Below are 20,693 nucleotides of genomic sequence, written 5' to 3' on the forward strand. Positions count from 1 at the left end.
AGGCAACCGGAGCGCGGCGGTCGTTCGGTGCAGGCCCCTCAGCGGGCCGGTCGCGGCGGGTGGGCGGGCGCCGTCCAGGAGGCGTGGGCGTTGAACGTCAGGCCCGCCCGGTCCGAGGGGGGCGTGTGGTCCGGGTCGTTGCGGACGACCTCGATGCGGTGGCTCTCGACGTACAGCGCGGTGAGGTGCAGGCCCGGCGCGGGGGCGCGGACCTCCTGCCGTTCCCGGGTCATGGCGGTGACGAAACGCGTGCTGTCGTAGCCGAGTTCGCGGCTGAGGGAGGCGGCCGCCCTGGCGCCGAGGCCCTCGATCTCGACGCCCGACTCGAACCCCGCGGACAGGCCGACGGCTTCGCGGCAGGCCTGCGACTGCGCCTCGTCCACCCCCCACGGGACGGTGGCGCGAACCGCGCCCGGGCCCGGGTCCTGGCGCAGGTCGGTGACCGCGACCCGGGTGTGGAACCGCTGGCGCCGCACCGTGTACGTCGGCGAGTTGCGCAGGATCCACTCCGTGGACGCGCCCCGGTCGAGGACGGCGGTGCACGGGAGGACCACCTCCCGGTCGACGACCGGCTCGGTCCGCTCGGGCGCGTCGCCTGCGTCCGTGACGGCCGGGCCCTTCGCCGTCCCCCGGCGGACCTGCCGCAGCGGCACGTCCAGCACGTGGACGTCGCCGGGGTCCTCCCCCTCGTAGTCGCCGTCGAAGTAGGAGATCCAGGTCGCGATGCCGGGGGTCAGCAGGCAGCCCGTGCCGCCGGGGATCGTCTCGGGGCGCACGGTCTCGGGGATCTCCAGTCCGCCGCGCCCGCGCCAGGCGCCGAGGGCCACGTAGGGGCGTCCGCCGATCTCCTCCTTCACGCAGCGCAGGTCGCCCTGGGCGACGAAGGCCGCGCCGCCGAGGTCGCGCAGGACGTCGCGGGGACCGTGGACGGTGTCCGAGGACCACAGCGCGCTCAGCGCCCGGTACCCGGGAGGGGCCACCGGCACCAGGCCGCGCAGCACCCCGTCGGAGTCGGTGACCTTGCGCCACTGCCTGGGTTCGGCCAGCGCGGCCGAGCCGGCGGTGCTGCCCCGCACCCAGGTCATCGGGGCGTTGTCGGGGATGACGCTGCACAGGGCGTGGTAGCCCTCGGGCGGTCTGGTCTCGCCGGTGCTGAAGACGAAGGTGAGTTCGCCGAACTGCTGTGGTGCCGAGTAGCTCATATCCGCTCCTCCTGTCGGACGGCTCGCGACTGCCGGAACGGACGTGCCGGTCCGCGGCCGGCCCGGGCTCAGCGGCCCGCGGTCACCGGGTAGTGGTCGCTGTAGTCGGTGAAGACCCGGCCGCCCGCCTCCCAGCTCGGCGAGGAGGTCTTCAGGACCTCGCTCGTCCAGGCGTCGCACGGCGGGGCGTGGCCCTTGCGGAGCAGGACGTGGTCCGTGTCCTCGGCGGGGTCGGCCGGGTGGCGGTGCAGGGCGGCGTCGTTGGCGATGGTGTCGAAGGAGTACTTCCAGCCGGTCCGGGGGCCCGCCTCCTGGAGGTTCCCGAAGCCCAGGACGTCCTGGAAGTCGGGTGAGTGGCGGTCGGTGTTGAAGTCCCCGGCGACGATCACCGGCTCGTGCGCGGGGATGCGGCGGTCCGTCAGGAAGACGTCGATGTCGCGCAGCTGGGAGCGGCGCATGATCCTCGCCTGGCCGGTCAGGCACGCGCCGTCGTCGGACTGCAGGTGGGTGCCCACCACGTGCACGCGCCGGCCGTCGACCTCCAGCACGGCGTAGGCGAAGCCCTTGGCGGCCTCGGCGTCCCAGCCGCAGGCCACGTCGTAGACGTACTGCTCCATCCGCAGGATGGGCCACCTGCTGAGGATCGCGACCCCGCCGCGGGCGTGCAGCGGGGAGATCTGGCGGCCGTGCGTGGCGGCCCAGCCCGACTCGTCCACCCCGACCACCGGCGTGCGGTGGCGGTACCCCCGGCCCTCCAGGCCCTGCATCAGCTCCTCGGAGGGGCCGGGGTCGAAGAGTTCCTGGAAGACCAGCACGTCGTGGTCCGCGACGTACGCGGACTCGGCGATCAGCCGCGAGCGCGCCGCGTTGTTCCAGTCGCCCTCGCTCTTCTGCGTCAGCCAGGACAGGAACATCACGTTGTGCGTCAGAACCTTCAAGGCCGTCCTCTCCGAACCGGCGGGCGCGGGGCGCACACACGGCGGAACCGGTCCGGGGCGCCCCGCCCCCCAAGTGAAGGGGGTCGGCCCGCGCCCGTCGGCGTCGACGCGCCGGTGCCCTCGCGGACGCCACGGGGCGCGGGAGGCACTGCGGGCTCGCGGCAGAGCCGGTCGGGGCGTGCACGGACGATTCCGCGCCGGTGCGCAGCCGCCCATCCGGCCGCAGGGGGGCGAGCACGGCGCGGCGCGGCACGGCACGGCACGGCGCGCGGCAGGACGGCGGCACGCGTCCGAGCCGCCCGGCGGGTGCGGCCGGGCGGCTCGGGGTGGTCGGGGCCGGGGTTACGCGGTGGCGGTCGGGAGCTTGGCGGTCAGCGCGGTCGGGACGCTGACCACGTCGGCGAGGCTGTACTTGCCGGGGCCGAAGTCGGCCGCGGTGAGGGCCTTCTTGCCGCCGCCCGCGACCAGCCAGACGGTGGGGCTGTCGGGCGAGAGCAGCAGGGTGCCGTCGGCGGGGGCGCTCTTGGCGGCGGCTGCGCCCAGCCAGGTGCCGGGGACGCCGATGAGCGGCTGCTTGTCGTAGCCCATGGCGGTGAAGTCGGCGTAGGTCAGGGAGACCGCCAGGCCGCCGGCCATCACGTAGACGGTGGAGTCGGTGCCGGCGGCGTCGGTGAGGACCGTGCCGTTCTTCAGGGGCTTGGCGACGGCGCCCTGCAGCCAGGCCTCGGGCACGCCCATCAGGGTCCTGGTGTTGTAGCCGTCGGCGGTCCACTCGCTGCCGGAGATGTGCAGGGCGCTGCCGTTGACCATGACGTACATCGACGGGTCGGTGCCGGCCTGGCCGTTGACGACGGTGCCGTTCGGGACGGTGGCCTGGGTGGCGGAGGCGAGCCAGGCGCCGGGGACGCCCATGTCGGCGCGGGTGTTGTAGCCGTCGGCGGTCCATTCGGCGCCGGAGATGGGCAGGGCGGCGCCGGCGACGACGACGTAGCGGGCGTTGCCGCCGGCCTGGTCGTGGACGACGAGGCCGGTCGGGAGGGTGTTGGTGAGCGCGTTCTGCAGCCAGGCGGTGGGGACGCCCATGTCGGGGCGGGTGTTGTAGCCGGCCGCCGTCCAGTCCGCGCCGGAGATGGTCAGCGCCGCGCCGGCGACGACGACGTAGCGGGCGTTGCCGCCGGCCTGGTCGTGGACGACGGTGCCCTCGGGCGGGGTGGTGGGCAGGGCGTTGAAGCGGGCGTCGTCCACCAGGACGATCTTGCTCAGGTCGTAGCCGTCGGGGGCGACGTCGGAGCCGGTGACGGGCAGGCCCGCGCCGCTGATCAGGACCTTGACCGAGGCGCCGTTGGGCGACTTGACGAGCGTGCCGGTGGGCAGCGACGCCGGGTCGGGGTAGGAGGTGCCGGCCGGGTAGGGGTTGGCGTGGTCGGCGCCCAGGTTGGCCCCCGGGCCGCAGATCGGCCAGGCGCCCTGGCCCTGCTTGGCGAGGACCTTCTCGGCGATCAGGATCTGCTGCTGCTTGGTCGCCCGGTTGGCGTAGGGGGCGTACTGGCTGCCGCCGTAGGCGAGCCAGGTGCTCTGGGAGAACTGGAGGCCGCCGTAGTAGCCGTTGTTGGTGTTGATGCTCCAGTTGCCGCCGCTCTCGCACTGGGCGACCTTGTCCCAGGTGGACACCGAGGCCGCGGAGGCCTGGCCGCCGAGGGCGAGCGGGGCGGCGAGGGCGAGCAGGGCGGTGGCGGCGACGAGGGCCGGTGTCTTGCGGGCGGCGGCGGTCATGACGGAAGTCCCCCTGGGCAGGTACGGGTTGGCGGGTCGGACGAGCGGGTGCGTGCAGGTGCGGTGCGGGGCGTGCGGGCGCGGGGCGGCCCGGCCGGTGGTGGCCGGGCCGCCCTGGCGGGGTGGGTGCGTCAGGCGACGGTGGGGAGCTTGGCGGTCAGCGCGGTCGGGACCTTCACCACGTCGGCGGCGTTGTAGGAGCCGGGCGCGGCCGCCTTCTTGCTGCCGCCGTTGACGACCTGCCAGACGGTGGGGCCGTCGGAGGACTGGAGCAGGGTGCCGTCGGCGGGGGCGCTCTTGGCGGCGGCCGACTGCTCCCAGCTGCCGGGGACGCCGCGCAGCGGCAGCTTGTCGTAGCCGAAGCCGGTGAAGTCGGCGTAGGTGAGCGGGACGGCCAGGCCGCCGGCCATCACGTAGACGGTGGAGTCGGTGCCGGCGGCGTTGGTGATCAGGGTGCCGTTGGCGAGCGGACGGGCGACCTCGGCGGCCTCCCACTCCTCCGGGACGCCCAGGACCGGCTGGTTGGCGTAGACGGTGCTGAACTCGGCGCTGGTCATCGGCAGTGCGGAGTTGTTGGCCATCACGTAGATCGACGGGTCGTTGCCGGCCTGGCCCTTGATCAGGGTGCCGTCCGGGACGGTCTTCTTGGCCGTGGCGTTGAGCCACTCGCCGGGCACGCCCATCAGGGACTGGAGGTTGTAGCCGTCGGCGGTCCACTCGGAGGCGGAGATGTGCACGGCGGCGCCGTTGACGACGACGTAGCGGCTGGGGTCGGTGCCGGACTGGTCCATCAGGACGGTGCCGTTGGGCATGGGCTTGGCGATGGCGGCCTTCAGCCAGTCGGTGGGCACGCCCATCAGGGACTGGGTGTTGTAGCCGTCGGCGGTCCACTCGGAGGCGGAGATGTGCATGGCGGTGCCGTTGACGACGACGTAGCGGCCGGCGTCGGTGCCGGACTGGTCCATCACGACGAGGCCGGTGGCCGGGCCGGTGTTGATCGCGCCCTTCAGCCAGCTGGACGGGACGCCCATGTCGGGGCGGGTGTTGTAGCCGTCGGCGGTCCAGTCCGAGCCGGAGATGAACAGTGCCGCGCCGCCGACCACGACGTAGCGGGAGGAGCCGCCGCCCTGGTCGTGGACCACGGTGCCGGGCGGCAGCGCGGTGGGCAGGGCGTTGAAGGCGCCGTCGTCGACCTGGACGATCTTGCTCAGGTCGTAGCCGTCGGCGGCGACGTCGGAGCCGGCGACCGGCAGGCCCGCGCCGTTGATGATGACCTTGACCGAGGCGCCGTTCGGGGACTTGACCAGCGTGCCGGAGGGCAGCGAGGACGGGGAGGTGTTGACGTCCTCGACGACGTTCTTGTAGCGCCGCGCCTTGTAGTCGCCGTTGGGATGGCTGTCGAACTTCGCGGCGTTGATGGAGGCGCCGGCGATGTGCTTCACCGGGGTGGAGCCGAAGGAGTAGTAGGAGAAGGTCGTGTGGTTGGCGTCGTCCCACTTCTCGAAGAGCAGGACGTGGTCGTAGAAGCTGTTGAGGACGTCCCCGGGGCGCAGGTCGCTGCGCGGGATCTCGTAGCTCTCGTCGGTGGCGATGGACTGGGTGGTGGCGCTGTAGCCCAGGTGCCAGGCCATGGAGACGTAGCCGGAGCAGTCCTTGCGGTAGTAGCGGCCGCTGGAGTCCGGGAAGGTCGCGCCCTGGTTGTAGGTGAGGCCCGGGTTCTGGTTGAACCAGTACTGGGCGCGGGAGAGGATCTCCGACCGGGTGATCTGGCCGCCGACGGTGGACGAGGCGGCGGCGTGGGCCGCGGTGGTGGTGAAGGCCGTGGCGGCTATCGCCCCGGAGGCCGCGATGGAGGCGGCGAGGGTGATGCGGGCGAGCTTGGAGAGCGCGGAGGGCATGACGGAACGTCCTGACGGTGTGAGAGCGGCGGTGGGCGCCCGGCGCGGGCGCGGGAAGTCGGGGGGCGTGGCCCGGAGGGAGGCGGACAGCTGCCCTGCAGGAGCAGCGGTCGGGTGGCCTCGGGCGACGGCGGGGCGGGTCAGTCCCAGATGGTGTTCACGGCGGTGGCCGGCGCTGGACTGGTCAGTCCCAGATGGTGTTGGCGGGGGTCACGGTGACCGGCGCGGGGCCGTCCCAGATGGTGTTGGCCGGGGTCACGGTGACCGGCGCGGGGGCCGGGGCGTCCCAGATGGTGTTGGCCGTCGTGGCGGCCGGGGCCGGGGCGGGGGCGGGGCTGTCCCAGATGGTGTTGGCCGTCGTGGCGGCCGGGGCGGGAGTGGGGCTGTCCCAGATGGTGTTGGCCGAGGCCTGGCCGGCGATCGGCAGGGCGGCGGCGAGGGCTAGGGCGGCGACCGCGGCGGCCTTGGCGAGCGGGGTGCGAAGCATGGAGTGGACCTCTTTCGAGAACTGGACGGGTGGCGGTGAGTCCGGTGTCGCGTCCCGCGGTTGACGCTCGGCCGGTTTGCCTCCGGGCGGTGGGCCCTGCTGGCGAGTACTAGCTTCGTCGCAGTTCAGAGCGGGTGGAAGGGCTCTCCGGTGGACGGAAACGGCAGCGTCCGGATCCGTCCAGCCGGGCCGGATCAGTCCAGCAGGCGCTCGTAGAACGGCGTGACGAGTGGGGCGCCGACGCGGGTGAGCGTCCAGCCGCGCAGCGCGGGGACGGTCTCGACCGCGCGCCGGCAGAACGCGTCGACGACGGTCTCGGCGGCGCTCAGCCGGCCGGCGACCAGGTAGACGCCGAGGACGGCGCCGGGGCCGGCCCCCTCGTGCACGGCGACGTGTTCGATCCGCTCCTGGGGCCGCGCGCTCGCCAGCAGCACCCCGGCGGTGTCGGGCCCGAGCGCTGCTGCCGGGGCCGGGACCGGGGCCTGGATCTCGGCGTGAATCAGGTACATGGAACGGACTCTGCCGAACCGTCGACATCCCGGCATAGAGGATCAACCTGGACGGTTCCGGCGGTGGCCGGAACCGTCCACGGGCCCTTGCTGGCCCCCTCTCGCACTCGCGTGCGATGATCGCGTACGCAGCGATTGGCGATTCAGGCCTTACACACCGGGGGGTAACGAGGCATGCTGACCGCACTCGGGCTGGATGCCGTGTCGGAGAGCGTCTACCGCAGCATGCTCGCGCATCCCGGCGACGGGGTGCGGGCGCTGGCGGAGCGGCTCGGGCGCAGCGAGGAGGAGGTCCGGCGCTGTCTGGACCTGCTGAGCGAGCTGGCGCTGATCCGGCCCTCCTACGAGCGGGAGGGCGAGCTGCGGGCGGTGTCGCCGCAGGTCGGCATGGAGTTGCTGATGGCGCGCCAGCAGGCCGATCTGGCGGCGCAGCAGCTGCGGATCGAGGCGTCCCGGGCGGCGGCTGCGCAGTTGATCGCGGAGTACGCGGATCTGCGGCCGGCCGCCTCGCACGCCGGGGTGGAGCAGTTGGTGGGCCTGGACCAGATCCGGGACCGGATCGCGTCGCTGGCCCGTGGCCTGGCGACGGAGATCATGACCTTCGCGCCGGGTGGCGGGCATTCTCCGGAGAGCATCGAGGCGTCCCGTCCGCATGACCGGGATCTGCTGGACCGGGGGGTGCGGATGCGGACGGTGTACCTGGACAGTGTGCGCAACAGCCAGCCGACGGTGGCGTACGTGGGCTGGCTGGCGGAGCTGGGCGGGGAGGTGCGGACGGTGCCGGAGCTGCCGACCCGGATGATCATCTTCGATCGGGCGACGGCGCTGATCCCGGTCAGCGGGGACGACACCCGTGCGGGGGCGGTCGTGCTGACCGGTCACGGGACGCTGGTGGCGCTGTGCGCGCTGTTCGAGCACGTGTGGGGTCAGGCGCGGGAGCTCGGGCCGTCGGTGGTGCGGGACGAGGGCGGGCTCAGTGCGCAGGAGGCGACGGTGGTGCGGCTGCTGGCGCAGGGGCTGACGGACGAGGCGATCGCCAAGCGGCTGGGGGTGTCGTCGCGGACGGCGCAGCGGGTGGCGACGGATCTGATGGAGCGGCTGGGTGCGCGCAGTCGTTTCGAGTTCGGGATGCGGGCGGTGCAGAACGGCTGGCTGCCGCAGCAGTTGTAGGGCCGGCGTTCGCGCGGGCGGCTGGTGCGGGTGTGGGTCCGCCCGCCGCCCCCGGGTCGCGGGGGCGGCGGGCGGCGCCGGAGGTGTTGGAGCGGGGCTGCTAGAACGGCGGGAGCGTGCCGAGCTTGACGTCGCCCGTGTAGTGCTTGCCGAGCGCGTCGAAGTCGTAGTACAGGTGCACGTCGTCGCCGACCAGGTAGAACCTCTGCGTGCCGTTGACGAACGGCGACAGGCCCAGGTGGAAGGTGATGCCCTCGGTCAGGCTGCCGGAGGCGCTGCCGACCTTGACCTTGCCGAGGAACGGCACGTTCGCGTACACCACGATGGACGCGGAGCGGGCGGTCGTGTCGAGGGTGAGCGTGGTCTCCAGCGGGCCGGTGACGTAGGTCCAGGACTGCACGTCCGTGATGGCGGGCGTGACGTTCTGGACCACTGCGACCGGGGCCAGGGCAGGGGCCGGGGCGGCCGCCATGGCCGCCGTGCTGCCGAAGCCGACTGTCAGGACGGCGAGGCCGGCCACCACAACACCCGCACGACGTACAAAGCGGTTCTTCATGGTTCCCTCCCAGAGGTGTGAGCTGATGGTCGGGTCCCCCGGGGTGATTCCTATCAGTCAACTCGCTTGGGGTGCCAGCGTGTTGTACATCACGAGCGCCCTCCGGCGTAAAAGTGGACCCCCCCGTTCGGGTGGTTTTTCTTGACTTTGCCAGCACCTCTGTGCAGTGGGGGCGGCTCTCGTCGCGCGGCCCGTTCCGGGTACGGAGCAGCCGTCCCCTCGTGCGGGTTCGGGGCTTTGCCGGGCGGCCGCCGTCCGGGGCCCGCGGGCGGGCCGGAGCCGGTGGCGGGCCCGGGAGGGGGCGCGACGGCCTGCGGCCGCCGGCCAAGTGGACCGGTCGCGCGGGTGACGCTACGCGCGTCCGTTTCCGTCCACCCGGGGGGATTTGTCGGACCTTCACGGGTCCCCCATCAGATGATCACTCGGCTGCCGGAATTCCGACCCCTGGCGTACGGCGCGGTCCACTCGAATTCCTTCGCACACCGCCGAGCAGCGAAAGGCCTTCACCCCATGACCCGCCCTGCCGACCGCCCCTCCCCCGACCAGCAGCTGCGCGAGGCCGCCGCGCGGCTGGACCGGCGCCGCTTCCTCACCGTCACCTCGGCCGCCGCCGCGCTGGCGTTCACCGTCAACCTGCCGTCCGCGCACGCCGAGGACGCCGAGTTCGGCCCGCGCGCCATCACCGGCGACCCGTTCACCCTCGGCGTGGCCTCCGGCGACCCGCTGCCCGGGGCCGTCGTGCTGTGGACCCGCCTGGCGCCGCGCCCGCTGGAGCCCGGCGCCGGGCTGCCGCCCGCCGGTTCGGTGCGGGTGGGCTGGGAGCTGGCCCGCGACGAGCGGTTCCGCAAGGTGGTGCGGCGCGGCAGCGCCCGCGCGCACGCCGAGTTCAACTACGCGGTGCACGTGGACGTCGACGGCCTCGACGCGGACCGGGTGTACTGGTACCGCTTCACCGTCGGCGCCTGGAGCAGCCCCGTGGGGCGCACCCGCACCGCGCCGGAGCGCGGGCGCAGGCTGGACGCCGTGCGCTTCGGGCTGGTGTCCTGCCAGGCCTACGAGGACGGCTACTTCACCGCCTACCGCCACCTGGCCGACGAGGACCTGGCGGCGGTGTTCCACGTCGGCGACTACATCTACGAGTACGGCATCGACGCGGCGGGCGGCGACCGCAAGTACACCGACCGCACCCTGCCGGCGCTGTTCGACCACGAGACGGCCACGCTGGAGGACTACCGGCTGCGCTACTCCCTCTACAAGAACGACCCCGACCTCCAGGCCGCGCACGCCGCCCACCCCTGGTACGTCACCTGGGACGACCACGAGGTGGAGAACAACTACGCGGCCGGCATCCCCGAGAAGGGCCAGGACCCGGCGCCGTTCATCGCCCGCCGCGCCGCCGCCTACCGCGCGTACTGGGAGAACATGCCGCTGCGGATGCCGCAGCCGCGCGGCACCGAGCTCACCCTCTACCGGCGCGTCCACTTCGGGCAGCTCGCGCAGTTCGACATCCTCGACACCCGCCAGTACCGCGACGACCAGGCCAACGGCGACGGCTGGCAGTACCCCACCCCGGAGTCCGAGGACCCGCGGCGCACCCTGATGGGCGCCGCCCAGGAGCGCTGGTTCGCCGAGGGCCTGCGCCGCTCCCGGGCGACCTGGAACGTCGTGCCGCAGCAGGTCGTCTTCTCCCGCCGCAAGAACACCACCGCCGAGCGCTCCAAGCTCTCCATGGACGCCTGGGACGGCTACCCGGCCGCCCGCGAGCGCTTCCTTTCCGCCGTCGACCGGGCCGGGGTGGAGAACCTGGTGCTGCTGACCGGTGACGTCCACGTCGCCTACGCCCTGGACGTCAAGCGCGACTTCGACAAGCCGGACTCGCGCACCGTGGGCGTGGAGTTCGTCGGCACCTCGATCAGCAGCGACGGCGACGGCGAGGAGAAGCCGTCCAACTGGCAGAACCTGATGTCGGCCAACCCGCACATGAAGTTCTACGACGGGCGGCGCGGCTACACCACGCTCACCCTGGACCGCCACCAGGTCCGCGCCGACTACCGGGCCGTCTCCCACATCACCCGCCCCGGCGGCACCGTCACCACCGCCGCCTCCTTCGTCACCGAGGCCGGCAACCCGGGCATCCGCCCCGCCTGACCCGCCACCCCCCAGGTCCCGCCGCTCACGGGGGCGGCGGGGCCCCGGGGCCCCGCTGGTTCGCCATCGGCAACCTCATCCCCGCCGCTGCGCAGGAAGTCGGCCCCGCCGACTTCCTGCGCAGCGCGGTCGTCCCCGGCTACGGGGCGAGCCGCAGGTGGATCGCGAGGACGCCGAGCCGTTCCTTCTCCAGCGGGTAGATCTCGCGGCAGGCGGCGAGGAGTTCGGCCCGGCTCATCCCCTCGGATCCGATCGCCTCCAGGTCCTCGGCGTCGAGCATCTCATCGAAGCTCGGGTACTCCACCACCTCGGTGACCCGGGTGCGGTAGCGGGCATCCCCGGATTCGAAGACGAGCAGCTGCCCCGGATGGATCTTTCGCATGCCGGGGTAGCCGACGCGCACCTCGATGGTCTTGGTGCCGGCGGCGATCAGGTCGAGATAGGGGCGGCGGATCCGGATGACGCGTTCCTGGTCTGGCATAGGGTGGTGTTCCACTTCTATGGGGAGCGTGTACCCGGCGCCAGACCGCGGCCCGCACGGCCTGGCGCCGGTGGAACCTCCGTCACCCCTTGCCCGCAGGAGAAGCGCCGTGCCCCCGGCTGCCCGCCTATCGGCGATGCACTCCTTGGAAGCAACCCCAGCCGGAGGCCTCACATCCGGCTTCGATTCAGACTTCGCCGAACTCGCCGCTTCGGACAGTGGCAACGAACGAGTCCCAGCCCTCGGCCGAGAAGGCCAGCGTTGGACCCTGGGGGTCCTTGGAGTCTCGGACCCTGCCCGGGTGCGCATCGTCCACCTCTATGCAGCCGCCCCCGCCGTTGCTGTAGGTGCTCTTGCGCCACTTGGCGCCCGTTGGGTCATGCATGGTCCAGTTCCTTCCCTGTCTCCCGGATCACGGCCGAACTGTCCGGCCGGCTGAGCGCGTTGACCTGGAGTCGATCATGTCTATCGACCCATCGGGCCGCCGTCTCGGCATCTTGTTCCAGGTATCCCCGTTGAAGCGTCTCCGTGTACCCGACCAAAGCACGATTGGGGAAGGTCAAGGATGGGACAGCGGCAGGAAGTCGGGCCCGCCGACTTCCTGCGCAGCGAGCGCGGTCGGCTCGGGTGGGGTGACTGGCCGGTGACCCCGCCACCTGCGGGTCGATGCGTCGACTCCCCGCGATTGCCCAAAGGTTGACCGACCGCCGCCCGCAGGAAATACGCCCGAGCCCGATCCTTTGCCGCTTGTCGGCAAAGGAACGGGCTCGGGCGTGCTGTGGAGGTCTGGGACCTTCCACAGGGCCCCGGGGCGTTCGGGGTTGGCTAGGTGCGGGCGGCGGTGCGGGTGCGGCGGGAGAGGGAGTCCAGGACGACGGCGGCGAGCAGGACGGCGCCGGTGATCATGTACTGGATGGCCTGGGCGGCGTGGACCATGTCCAGGCCGGTGGTGATGGACTGGATCACCAGGATGCCCAGCAGCGCGGACCAGGTCTTGCCGCGGCCGCCGAAGAGGCTGGTGCCGCCGATGACGGCGGCGGCGATCGCGCTCATCAGGACGTTGCCGCCGCCCAGTTGCTTGTCGGCGGCGCCCTGCTGTGAGGCGTAGAACAGCCCGCCCAGGCCGGCCAGGAACGCGGAGAGCATGAAGACGGAGATCCGCACCCGGGCCACGTTGACGCCGGCGCGCCGGGCGGCCTCCACGCCGCCGCCGACCGCGAAGATCCGGCGCCCGTAGGAGGTGCGGCGCAGGACGAAGTCGGTGAGGACGACGACGCCCACCAGCACGACCAGGGGCAGCGGCAGGCCGCGGTCCTGGTTGAGGGCGTAGGCGGTGGCGAGGGTGAGCACGGCCAGGGCGCCGGTGCGGATGGCGGTGTCGGCGGTGGGGCGGGCGGTGAGGCCGGCGGCGGTGCGCCGACGGGCGGTGCGCAGGTGGGCGAGCAGGTAGAGGGCGGGGGCGAGGACCGCCAGGGCCCAGGCGTAGGCGATGTCGCCGTCGCCGAGGAAGGTGGTGTCGAGGGTGGCGATGAGGCCGCCGTGGCGGTTGTTGACGGTGCCGAGGTCGCCCAGGACGTACTCCTGCAGGCCGCTCCAGGTGAGCATGCCGGCGAGGGTGACGACGAAGGCGGGGACGCCGACGCGGGCGAAGAAGAGGCCGTGCAGCAGGCCCATGACGGTGGCCGCGGCGAGGGCGGCGAGCACGGCGAGCCATTCGGCGACGCCCTGGCGCACGGCGAGGACGGCGGCGACGGCGGCGCTGGCGCCGGCGACGGAGCCCAGGGAGAGGTCGATCTCGCCGAGGAGGAGGACGAAGACGACGCCGACGGCGATGAGGCCGGGGCCGGCGATGAAGCGGGTGATGTTGGTGAGGTTGTCGGCCTGGAGGAAGTGGCCGGTGACGGACTGGAAGATGACGGCGATCAGGATGAGGCCGACGACGACGGGCAGGGAGCCGAGTTCGCCGGCGGCCAGGCGCCGGCGGGCGGCGTTCAGGTAGCCGGCGGGGCCGGCGGCCCGGGTGTGCAGGCGGGGGTCGGCACCGGGGGCCACGGGGTCGGCGCCGGGGGCCGCGGGGGTGTCGGCGGGGGTGCTGGGCGTGGTCATGCGGCGTCCTCCTCCCCGGCGTGGCGGGCCTGGCGCCGGGCGTGGGCGTTGTCGGTGGCTCCGGTGATGGCGGAGACGATCTGCTCCTGGGTGGTGCCGGCGACGGGGAAGACGCCGTTGTTGCGGCCCAGCCGCAGGACGGCGACGGTGTCGGCGACGGCCCGCACGTCGGCCATGTTGTGGCTGACGAGGACGACGGCCAGGCCGCGTTCGCGCAGCCGCTCGACGAGGTCGAGGACCTGGGCGGTCTGTTCGACGCCGAGGGCGGCGGTGGGCTCGTCCAGGATGACGAGGGCGGGCTCGCCGACCAGGGCGCGGGCGATGGCGACGACCTGGCGCTGGCCGCCGGAGAGCGCGGCGACGGGGGTGCGCACGTCGGGGATGCGGATGGCGAGGGTGTCGAGGAGTTCGCGGGCGTGCTGCTCCATGGCGACCTCGTCCAGGAGCCCCCGGCGGCGTTTCTCACGGCCGAGGAACAGGTTCGCGATGACGTCGAGGTTGTCGCACAGGGCGAGGTCCTGGTAGACGGTGGCGATGCCGAGGGCCTGGGCGTCCTGGGGGCGGGTCAGGCGCACGGGCTCGCCGTGCCAGGTGATGGTGCCCTCGTCGACGGGGTGGACGCCGGCGATGGTCTTGACGAGGGTGGACTTGCCGGCGCCGTTGTCTCCGACGAGGGCGAGGACTTCGCCGGTGTGCACGTCGAGGCCGACATCGGTGAGGGCCTGGACGGCACCGAAGCGCTTGGAGACCGAGCGCAGCTGGAGGACGGGTGCGCCTGTCACCGGATTTCTCCTAGGATGTACCCGGCTTCGACCGGGGAAGATGAGGGTCCTGCCGCTTGGAGGGCTGCGGGGCCTTGACTCTGAACCGCGAAGCGGCGAAACGGTCTCCGGGTGTACTGACGAGAACCGTTGTCAGTGGCCTTCGGTAGGTTGATTTTGTGCATCTCCGGTACTCCTATCGCCTCTATCCAACGGCAGGTCAGCGCTCTGCGCTGGCCCGGACTTTCGGGTGTGCGCGGGTGGTGTACAACGATGCCCTTACGGCGCGGAAGGAAGCCCGGAAAAGCGGACAGCCGTACCCCGGGAGCACCGATCTCCAGAAGCTGGTCATCACGGCGGCGAAGAAGACCGCTGAGCGCGCATGGCTGGCGTCGGTGGGCGTCGATCCGCTGATCCAGTCCCTTCGGGACCTGGACACCGCGTACCGGAACTTCTTCGACTCGGTGTCCGGCAAGCGCGCCGGGCGTCCGGCCGGACTGCCATGTTTCAAGTCGAAGCGCGATCCCCGGCAGAGCTTGCGGTTCACCCGCAACGGTTTCCGCATCCGGGGCAACGGGAAGCTGAACCTGGCGAAGATCGGCGACGTGCGGGTGAAGTGGTCCAGGGCGCTCCCGGCCAACCCGTCGTCCGTGACGGTTCTGCTGGACCCGTCCGGGCGTTATCACGCCTCCTTCGTGGTGGACGTCGGACCCACTCACCTGCCGGAACTCGCGGCAGAGGTGGGGATCGACCTCGGCTTGACCAGGTATGCCGTCCTGTCCAACGGGGACGTGATCGACAACCCGCGCTTCCTGCGCAAGGCGGAGAAGAAGCTCAAGGCCGCGCAGCGGGAGCTGTCCCGCAAGGCCGAGAGGTCGAAGAACCGGGCCAAGGCCCGAGCCAAGGTCGCCAAGGCTCACGCCAAGGTGGCCGACACCCGCAGGGACTGGCTGCACAAGCAGACCACCAGACTGATCGGCGAGAACCAAGCCGTCTACCTGGAGGATCTGAACGTGCGCGGCCTGGGCCGTGGCCGTCTGGCCAAGTCCGTCCACGACGCCGGATGGGCCACCTTCCGGCGACTCCTCGAAGAGAAAGCCATTCGGTACGGTCGGCACATCGGCATCGTGCGCCGCGCGTTCCCGTCCTCCCAGCTCTGCTCGAAGTGCGGGCACCGCGACGGACCTAAACCCCTCGCGGTACGCGAATGGGCCTGTGGTGTGTGCGGTGTCCTGCATGACCGTGACCTCAATGCTGCTCGCAACATCCTGGCCGCCGGGCAGGCGGACAGGCTAAACGCCCCCGGAGGGCCGGTCAGCCCTGGCGTGGCAATCCCACGCCAGGCACGGCCCGTTGAACGGGGAACCCACCGGAACGCCGGCCGTACGAGGGCGAAGCCCCGTACCGTAGGCAGGACCGGAATCCCCGTGGTTCGACACGAGGAGGATGTCAAATGAACCTTCTTCTGCGGTGGTGGACTTGGACCCGGTTCGAGCCGGGCGGCTGGGCGGGCCGGGCTACTTGAGGCCGGCGGCGGCGCAGGCGGCGGCGTAGTCGGCGGTGCAGATGTCGGAGACCTTGTAGAGGCCGTCGGCGACGACGGTGGTGGCGATGTTGGCCTTGGTGACGACCTTGGCGTCCAGGAACTTGGCGGGGATGGCCTTGTCGGTGGCGCTGTCGATGGTGGCGGTGGCGACGGCCTTGACGTCCTTGCCCTTGAGGAGGGCGACGGCCAGTTCGGCGGCGGAGTCGGCGAGCGGGCGGTAGGCCTTGTAGATGGTGAAGGCCTGGTCGCCGTTGACGATGCGCTGGATCGCGTCGAGGCCGGCGTCCTGGCCGCCGACGGGGACCTTGATCCCGGCGCCCTGGAGCTGGGTGATGATGGCGCCGGCCATGCCGTCGTTGGCGGAGTAGACGGCCTGGAAGCCGTTCTTGCCGAGCTGGGTGACGGCGGCGCCGATCTTCTGGCCGGCGACGGTGGGGTCCCACTGGCCGGACTGCTCGTAGACGATCTTCTTGACCTTGGCGTCGAGGATCTTGTGGGCGCCGGTCTTGAAGTCGGCGGCGTTGGGGTCGGCCTCGTCGCCGTTGATCATGGCGACGTTGGCGTCGACGGCCTGCGCGCCGAGGGCGTCGACCAGGGCCTGGCCCTGGAGTTCGCCGACCTTCTCGTTGTCGAAGGAGGCGTAGGCGGCGACCGGTCCGGTGGCCAGGCGGTCGTAGGCGACGACCTTGACGCCCTTGGCGGCGGCCTCCTGGACCCAGCCCTGGGTCGACTTGGCGTTATAGGGGTCCAGGATGATCACCTTCACGCCCTGGGCGAGGAGGGTGTCGAACTGCTGCTTCTGCTTGGCGGCGCTGCCCTCGGCGTTGTTGTACAGGACCTTGCAGTCCGCGCACAGGGCGGCGACCTTGGCCTCGACGAAGGGGCGGTCGAAGGATTCGTAGCGGGTGGAGGAGGCGTTCTCGGGTAGGAGCAGCCCGATGGACTTGCCGTCTCCGGAGGCGGCCGCGTCCTTCTTGTCGCCGCCCGCCTTGCCGCAGGCGGCCATGGACAGGGCCAGTGAGATGCCGGTGGTGGCGATGAGGACGCGACGCAGTGCTGCGTTCATGGGGGTGCCTCTCCCTGACGTCGCCGCGGCTCTGCGGCGGGGTGGGGGGAGTTAAACCTGAACGCGTACATGACGTCAATAAGTAAATTCAGACTGCGGGCGATGCGCCTCTACTCGTTATCTTCATGAACACTGACGGGGAGTTGAAACCTGGAGGAAGCTCCAAATGACGGAACGGCGGCGCCCGTTGTGGGGCCCGCCGTTCAAGAGTCGATCAACCTGTCGGAGCGTCAGGAAGGTGGGGCGCCCGCCGTCCCCCGTGCGGCGGGCGCCCCCGTTCGGAGGTGGTTCCGGTGTGTCAGGGACGGTGTGTCAGGGACGGCGCGTCAGCGGCGGCGCGTCAGGGGCGGTCGAGGGTGATCGAGTTGATCGGGCCCAGGTCGTACCAGACGCCCTTCTGCGCCGGGATGTCGTAGACGCAGTTGCCGCCGCCCGAGCTCTTGCACAGGTGGGCGTGGGCGCCGCCGGACTGGTTGTTGAGGACCCAGTGGTTGCCGTACTGGTTGCTCAGGTTGTGCGCGCCGTAGCTCCAGTACACGTCACTCGGGGCCGAGGCCGGGTCCTGGTTCTGCGGGTAGACGCAGACCGCCCCGTACGGACAGCCCGCCCAGGAGCCGTCGGCGGCGCCGGCGCTGCCGGTGCCCAGGGCGGTCAGGCTGGTCAGGGCCGCGGTCGCGAGGGCGAGGGCGGCGACGGCGTGGGTGATCCTGCGCATGGATGGTTCTCCCTTGGCTGGTGCGCGGCCTGACGTGGGGTCCGGCCGGTGCTCAGCAGCCTAGGAACGCGGGCGCGGCGGCGGTCCCTGACATCTGACAGGGGCGCGCCGCCGCACTCCGGGAGCCGACGTGCGCGGCTAGGACTTGCCGAAGGTGTCGCACTGGGCGAGGTCGCCGGTGCGGTAGCCGGTGGTGAACCAGGTCTTGCGCTGGTCGGAGGAGCCGTGGGTCCAGCTCTCCGGGTTGACCCGGCCGGTGGCCTGCTGCTGGATCCGGTCGTCGCCGACGGCCGCGGCCGCGTCCAGGCCCTGGGCGATGTCCTGGTCGGTGAGGGAGGCGATCAGCGGCCGCCCGGTGGAGGGCTGCGGGGTGGTGGTGGCGTGGTGCGCCCACACCCCGGCGTAGCAGTCGGCCTGGAGTTCCAGCTTCACGGAGGCGCTGTTGGCGCCCTGGCGGTCGTTGCCCACCTTCTGCATGGTGCCGAGGAGGTTCTGGATGTGGTGGCCGTACTCGTGGGCGACGACGTAGGACTCGGCGAAGGGCCCGCCCTTGGCGCCGAAGCGGGCCGAGAGCTCGTTGAAGAAGCCGAGGTCGAAGTAGGCCTTCCGGTCGCCGGGGCAGTAGAACGGGCCGACGGCGGAGGTCGCCGGGCCGCAGGCGGTGGAGACCTGACCGGTGAACAGCACCGTCTCGGCGTTGCGGTACGCGGTGCCCGTGCGCTTGGGCAGTTCGGTGCGCCAGAACTCCTGCACGCTGTTGGTGACCGCCACGATCCGGCAGTCCTGGCGCCGGTTGGCGTCCGCGCCGGTCTTGCAGGCCTGCTGCACCTCGCCGGCGGTGTGCGCGCCGTTGGAGGTGGTGGAGCCGCCGCCGGAGGACAGGCCCAGCAGTTGGGGGTCCACGCCCAGGACGACGGCGAACAGCACGACGATCAGGCCCACCGCCCCGCCGCCGATGGCGACCTTCCCGCCCGGGATCCCGCGCCGGTCGTCCACCTGTGAGGTGTCGAGGTCGCCCTGGTCGTCGAACTGCATGCCCCTGCCCGCTTCTGTCGTGTTTGTCAGTACTGGTGACGGTCTGTGCCGGTGACGGCCCGCCCAGCCTACGGGCAGCGGGCGCCGGCACGGCGCAGCGGGGGCGCGGGCGGCGGGGTCCGGACGGGGGTGGGGCCGGGCGGCGACTGCGGCCGTGGACGTGGACGTGGCGATCGGGCACCGCTCCCCCGAGGCCGCGCGCGCCGTCCTGGACCACCACCTGGCCCGACTGCTGAACTGACGGTCCGTCAATTCCCGACGCGGATACCGGACTCGGGCGCGACGGAGGCCTCGGCAGGGCGAGCGGGCCCGCGGGGGCGGCCGAGCAGGACGCCGGCCAGGACCAGCGCCAGCCCGCACACCTGGCGCGCGCCGAGCCCCTCCCCCGCGAGGCCGGCGCCCAGCAGGACGCCCGCGAGCGGGTTGAGCAGGCCGAGCAGGCCGACCGTGCCGGCCGGCAGGTGGCGCAGGCCCGCGAACCAGAGGGCGAAGGCGAGGGCGGTGGCCACCAGGGCGACGTAGCCGAAGGCCGGGAGCGTGCGGGCGTCCATCGCCGGGGGCGCGCCCTCCGCGGCGGCGGCCAGGGGCAGCAGCATCAGGCCGCCGGCGGTCAGCTGCCAGGAGGTGGCGGCCAGCGGGTCCGCGCCCTCGCGCCAGCGGGCGGCCAGCACGTAGCCGACGCAGGAGACCAGCATCGCCGCCACCGACGCCGCCAGCCCCGCCCCGCTGACCGCTCCGCCCGCGCCGAGCAGCGTCAGCGCCACCCCGCCCAGGCCCACCACCGCGCCGACCAGGTGGGCGCGGTGCGGGCGCTGCCCGGCCAGCGCCCAGGCGGTGAGCAGCATCGCCAGCGGGGAGGCGGCCATGACGGTGGCGGCGGTGCTGGTGGGCAGCAGTTGGGAGGCGAGGTAGAGCAGGACGAAGAACACCGCGGTGTTGAGCAGTCCGAGCAGGGCGCTGCGCCACCACCAGGGCCCGTGCGGGCGGCGGCGGGAGAGGGTGAGCAGGACCAGTCCGGCGGGCAGGGCGCGCAGGGCCGCGCCCCACAGGGGCCGGTCGGCGGGCAGGTAGGCGTGGGTGACGTAGTAGTTGGCGCCCCAGGCGAGCGGCGCGACCGCGGTCAGCAGGACCCACCGCAGATTGGCTTCCATGGAAGGCAATATACCTTCCTGGGAAGGTACTGGCGGTAGGGTGGGCCCATGGAGCACCAGCAGCACCCCCGGACGCCCTCCCCGCCGGGCGCGGACACCGACCACGTGGCGCTGATCCAGGCCCAGTGGCGGCGCGAACGCCCCGACCTCGACGTCTCCCCGCTGGCCGTCATCGGCCGCCTGCACCGCCTCGCCGCCCGGCTGACCGGCGAACTCGCCCTGGTCTACTCCCGCTACGGCCTCGGCGAGGGCGAGTTCGACGTCATGGCCGCGCTGCGCCGGGCCGGCGCCCCCTACGAGCGGGCCCCCGGGGAGCTCGCCGCCCACACCATGGTCACCACCGGCGCGATGACCAAGCGGATCGACCGCCTCGAACGCGCCGGGCTGGTCACCCGCCGCCTCGCCGAGGGCGACCGGCGCGGGCGCGTCGTCGCCCTCACCGACGCCGGCCTGCGGCTGATCGACGAGGCGTTCACCACCCACATCCGCAACGAGCACCGACTGCTCGCCCTGCTGTCCCCCGAGGAGGCCGCCGCCCTGCAGACCCTCCTCACCGCCTGGCAGCACCGCCTGGACGGCACCGCAGCGGGCGGCGGACCAGCAGAATATGACGCATGACCAGCACCCCTCCACCGTCCCAGCCCGAACCCGGGCCGCCCGTCGCCCCGTCCCCGTCCGGCGTGGAGAGCCCGGAGGCCCGGGCCGACCGGCGGCTGGTGGAACTGCTGCAGGAGCTGCGGGTGCTGCAGACCGGCGTGCAGATCGTGTTCGCGTTCCTGCTCGGGGTCGCCTTCACCCCGCGCTTCGCCACCCTCACCGACGGCCAGCAGGACGTCTACGTCACCACCCTGCTGCTGGCCGTCATCTCCTCGGCCGTGTTCGCCACCCCGGTGGCGCTGCACCGCGGGCTGTTCCGCCACCCCGGCAAGGCGCGGATCGTCAAGGTCTCCGTCCACATCGCCCAGTTGGGCCTGATGCTGCTCGCCTGCGCGCTCACCGGCGCCGTGCTGCTCGTCCTGGACGTCGTGCTCGGGACCGCCACGGCCCTGGCCATCACCTCCGTCGTCGCGCTGATCTTCGCCGGGCTGTGGTTCGTCCTGCCCTGGGTGGTGCGCCGCCCGCTGCACGACGACTGAACCGGGCGCGGCGGG

General features: G+C 72.4%; 21 protein-coding genes. 5 read left to right on the forward strand and 16 right to left on the reverse strand.

Annotation, left to right across the window (positions count from 1 at the left end; all coding sequences use genetic code 11):
- Positions 1–38: 38 nt before the first annotated feature.
- The 6 genes from OG556_RS00580 to OG556_RS00605 form a co-directional block, all read right to left on the reverse strand.
- Positions 39–1,202: a hypothetical protein gene (locus OG556_RS00580; protein ID WP_371515286.1), complete on the reverse strand. Its 1,164-nt coding sequence runs from the start codon at positions 1,200–1,202 to the stop codon at positions 39–41.
- A 68-nt stretch (positions 1,203–1,270) separates the two neighbouring features.
- Positions 1,271–2,140, reverse strand: a complete 870-nt coding sequence (locus OG556_RS00585; RefSeq protein ID WP_371515287.1) for a sphingomyelin phosphodiesterase — start codon at positions 2,138–2,140, stop codon at positions 1,271–1,273.
- A gap of 342 nt (positions 2,141–2,482) precedes the next feature.
- Positions 2,483–3,913, reverse strand: coding sequence for a transglycosylase family protein (locus OG556_RS00590; RefSeq protein ID WP_371515288.1), 1,431 nt, complete (start codon positions 3,911–3,913; stop codon positions 2,483–2,485).
- 131 nt (positions 3,914–4,044) lie between these two features.
- On the reverse strand, positions 4,045–5,811 hold the full coding sequence (locus OG556_RS00595; RefSeq protein ID WP_371515289.1) for a hypothetical protein: 1,767 nt from the start codon (positions 5,809–5,811) through the stop codon (positions 4,045–4,047).
- A gap of 184 nt (positions 5,812–5,995) precedes the next feature.
- A complete protein-coding gene (locus OG556_RS00600; protein ID WP_371515290.1) occupies positions 5,996–6,298 on the reverse strand; it encodes a hypothetical protein in 303 nt (100 codons plus the stop codon).
- Between the two features lie 194 nt (positions 6,299–6,492).
- The gene (locus tag OG556_RS00605) at positions 6,493–6,807 is read right to left on the reverse strand and encodes a hypothetical protein (protein WP_371515291.1); all 315 of its coding nucleotides are present in this window, start codon (positions 6,805–6,807) and stop codon (positions 6,493–6,495) included.
- Positions 6,808–6,981: 174 nt separating this feature from the next.
- Between OG556_RS00605 and OG556_RS00610 the strand changes: the two genes are divergently transcribed.
- The gene (locus tag OG556_RS00610) at positions 6,982–7,977 is read left to right on the forward strand and encodes a LuxR C-terminal-related transcriptional regulator (protein ID WP_371515292.1); all 996 of its coding nucleotides are present in this window, start codon (positions 6,982–6,984) and stop codon (positions 7,975–7,977) included.
- A 100-nt stretch (positions 7,978–8,077) separates the two neighbouring features.
- Here the strand turns inward: OG556_RS00610 and OG556_RS00615 are convergent, their stop codons facing one another.
- Positions 8,078–8,533 carry a hypothetical protein gene (locus tag OG556_RS00615; protein WP_371515293.1) on the reverse strand — a complete coding sequence of 152 codons (456 nt, stop codon included), beginning with the start codon at positions 8,531–8,533 and terminating at the stop codon, positions 8,078–8,080.
- A gap of 510 nt (positions 8,534–9,043) precedes the next feature.
- Between OG556_RS00615 and OG556_RS00620 the strand changes: the two genes are divergently transcribed.
- Positions 9,044–10,681 (forward strand): alkaline phosphatase, encoded by a 1,638-nt coding sequence (locus OG556_RS00620; protein WP_371515294.1) that lies wholly within the window; start codon positions 9,044–9,046, stop codon positions 10,679–10,681.
- A 139-nt stretch (positions 10,682–10,820) separates the two neighbouring features.
- Here OG556_RS00620 and OG556_RS00625 read toward each other — a convergent pair whose 3' ends face one another.
- The 5 genes from OG556_RS00625 to OG556_RS00645 all read right to left on the reverse strand — a co-directional run bounded on the left by OG556_RS00625 (position 10,821) and on the right by OG556_RS00645 (position 14,050).
- A complete protein-coding gene (locus tag OG556_RS00625; protein WP_371515295.1) occupies positions 10,821–11,162 on the reverse strand; it encodes an ASCH domain-containing protein in 342 nt (113 codons plus the stop codon).
- A gap of 187 nt (positions 11,163–11,349) precedes the next feature.
- Positions 11,350–11,547: a DUF397 domain-containing protein gene (locus OG556_RS00630; RefSeq protein WP_371515296.1), complete on the reverse strand. Its 198-nt coding sequence runs from the start codon at positions 11,545–11,547 to the stop codon at positions 11,350–11,352.
- The gene (locus OG556_RS00635; RefSeq protein ID WP_371515297.1) at positions 11,540–11,962 is read right to left on the reverse strand and encodes a Scr1 family TA system antitoxin-like transcriptional regulator; all 423 of its coding nucleotides are present in this window, start codon (positions 11,960–11,962) and stop codon (positions 11,540–11,542) included. The genes OG556_RS00630 and OG556_RS00635 overlap by 8 nt, the downstream gene beginning before the upstream one ends.
- A gap of 25 nt (positions 11,963–11,987) precedes the next feature.
- Positions 11,988–13,268, reverse strand: coding sequence for a sugar ABC transporter permease (locus OG556_RS00640; RefSeq protein ID WP_371515298.1), 1,281 nt, complete (start codon positions 13,266–13,268; stop codon positions 11,988–11,990).
- The gene (locus tag OG556_RS00645) at positions 13,265–14,050 is read right to left on the reverse strand and encodes an ATP-binding cassette domain-containing protein (RefSeq protein ID WP_371515299.1); all 786 of its coding nucleotides are present in this window, start codon (positions 14,048–14,050) and stop codon (positions 13,265–13,267) included. The genes OG556_RS00640 and OG556_RS00645 overlap by 4 nt, the downstream gene beginning before the upstream one ends.
- Before the next feature lie 158 nt (positions 14,051–14,208).
- On the opposite strand from OG556_RS00645, the gene OG556_RS00650 reads away from it, so the two are divergent.
- The gene (locus tag OG556_RS00650; RefSeq protein WP_371515300.1) at positions 14,209–15,486 is read left to right on the forward strand and encodes an RNA-guided endonuclease InsQ/TnpB family protein; all 1,278 of its coding nucleotides are present in this window, start codon (positions 14,209–14,211) and stop codon (positions 15,484–15,486) included.
- Between the two features lie 60 nt (positions 15,487–15,546).
- Here OG556_RS00650 and OG556_RS00655 read toward each other — a convergent pair whose 3' ends face one another.
- From OG556_RS00655 to OG556_RS00670, 4 genes are all read right to left on the reverse strand, one after another.
- Positions 15,547–16,641, reverse strand: a complete 1,095-nt coding sequence (locus tag OG556_RS00655; RefSeq protein WP_371515301.1) for a sugar ABC transporter substrate-binding protein — start codon at positions 16,639–16,641, stop codon at positions 15,547–15,549.
- Positions 16,642–16,981: 340 nt separating this feature from the next.
- Positions 16,982–17,356: a hypothetical protein gene (locus OG556_RS00660; protein WP_371515302.1), complete on the reverse strand. Its 375-nt coding sequence runs from the start codon at positions 17,354–17,356 to the stop codon at positions 16,982–16,984.
- Between the two features lie 138 nt (positions 17,357–17,494).
- Entirely contained in the window at positions 17,495–18,391 is an 897-nt protein-coding gene (locus OG556_RS00665; protein ID WP_371515303.1) for a neutral zinc metallopeptidase, read from the reverse strand.
- 248 nt (positions 18,392–18,639) lie between these two features.
- Positions 18,640–19,542, reverse strand: a complete 903-nt coding sequence (locus OG556_RS00670; RefSeq protein WP_371515304.1) for an EamA family transporter — start codon at positions 19,540–19,542, stop codon at positions 18,640–18,642.
- Between the two features lie 48 nt (positions 19,543–19,590).
- On the opposite strand from OG556_RS00670, the gene OG556_RS00675 reads away from it, so the two are divergent.
- Both OG556_RS00675 and OG556_RS00680 read left to right on the forward strand, forming a co-directional pair.
- Entirely contained in the window at positions 19,591–20,160 is a 570-nt protein-coding gene (locus OG556_RS00675) for a MarR family winged helix-turn-helix transcriptional regulator (RefSeq protein WP_371515305.1), read from the forward strand.
- Positions 20,157–20,678 (forward strand): DUF6328 family protein, encoded by a 522-nt coding sequence (locus OG556_RS00680; RefSeq protein WP_371515306.1) that lies wholly within the window; start codon positions 20,157–20,159, stop codon positions 20,676–20,678. Before OG556_RS00675 ends, OG556_RS00680 begins: the two co-directional genes overlap by 4 nt.
- The last annotated feature ends 15 nt before the right edge of the window (positions 20,679–20,693 follow it).

Source organism: Kitasatospora sp. NBC_01300 (assembly GCF_041435235.1).
Classification (GTDB): Bacteria; Actinomycetota; Actinomycetes; order Streptomycetales; family Streptomycetaceae; genus Kitasatospora.

What these genes read in the sequence shown, in the direction of transcription:
- OG556_RS00640 (WP_371515298.1), bottom strand. Translation starts at nt 13,268, where the DNA reads ATGACCACGCCCAGCACCCCCGCCGACACCCCCGCGGCCCCCGGCGCC.
- OG556_RS00625 (WP_371515295.1), bottom strand. Translation starts at nt 11,162, where the DNA reads ATGCCAGACCAGGAACGCGTCATCCGGATCCGCCGCCCCTATCTCGAC.
- OG556_RS00615 (WP_371515293.1), bottom strand. Translation starts at nt 8,533, where the DNA reads ATGAAGAACCGCTTTGTACGTCGTGCGGGTGTTGTGGTGGCCGGCCTC.
- OG556_RS00630 (WP_371515296.1), bottom strand. Translation starts at nt 11,547, where the DNA reads ATGCATGACCCAACGGGCGCCAAGTGGCGCAAGAGCACCTACAGCAAC.
- OG556_RS00670 (WP_371515304.1), bottom strand. Translation starts at nt 19,542, where the DNA reads ATGGAAGCCAATCTGCGGTGGGTCCTGCTGACCGCGGTCGCGCCGCTC.
- OG556_RS00610 (WP_371515292.1), top strand. Translation starts at nt 6,982, where the DNA reads ATGCTGACCGCACTCGGGCTGGATGCCGTGTCGGAGAGCGTCTACCGC.
- OG556_RS00595 (WP_371515289.1), bottom strand. Translation starts at nt 5,811, where the DNA reads ATGCCCTCCGCGCTCTCCAAGCTCGCCCGCATCACCCTCGCCGCCTCC.
- OG556_RS00675 (WP_371515305.1), top strand. Translation starts at nt 19,591, where the DNA reads ATGGAGCACCAGCAGCACCCCCGGACGCCCTCCCCGCCGGGCGCGGAC.
- OG556_RS00665 (WP_371515303.1), bottom strand. Translation starts at nt 18,391, where the DNA reads ATGCAGTTCGACGACCAGGGCGACCTCGACACCTCACAGGTGGACGAC.
- OG556_RS00660 (WP_371515302.1), bottom strand. Translation starts at nt 17,356, where the DNA reads ATGCGCAGGATCACCCACGCCGTCGCCGCCCTCGCCCTCGCGACCGCG.
- OG556_RS00655 (WP_371515301.1), bottom strand. Translation starts at nt 16,641, where the DNA reads ATGAACGCAGCACTGCGTCGCGTCCTCATCGCCACCACCGGCATCTCA.
- OG556_RS00680 (WP_371515306.1), top strand. Translation starts at nt 20,157, where the DNA reads ATGACCAGCACCCCTCCACCGTCCCAGCCCGAACCCGGGCCGCCCGTC.
- OG556_RS00620 (WP_371515294.1), top strand. Translation starts at nt 9,044, where the DNA reads ATGACCCGCCCTGCCGACCGCCCCTCCCCCGACCAGCAGCTGCGCGAG.
- OG556_RS00600 (WP_371515290.1), bottom strand. Translation starts at nt 6,298, where the DNA reads ATGCTTCGCACCCCGCTCGCCAAGGCCGCCGCGGTCGCCGCCCTAGCC.
- OG556_RS00590 (WP_371515288.1), bottom strand. Translation starts at nt 3,913, where the DNA reads ATGACCGCCGCCGCCCGCAAGACACCGGCCCTCGTCGCCGCCACCGCC.
- OG556_RS00580 (WP_371515286.1), bottom strand. Translation starts at nt 1,202, where the DNA reads ATGAGCTACTCGGCACCACAGCAGTTCGGCGAACTCACCTTCGTCTTC.
- OG556_RS00605 (WP_371515291.1), bottom strand. Translation starts at nt 6,807, where the DNA reads ATGTACCTGATTCACGCCGAGATCCAGGCCCCGGTCCCGGCCCCGGCA.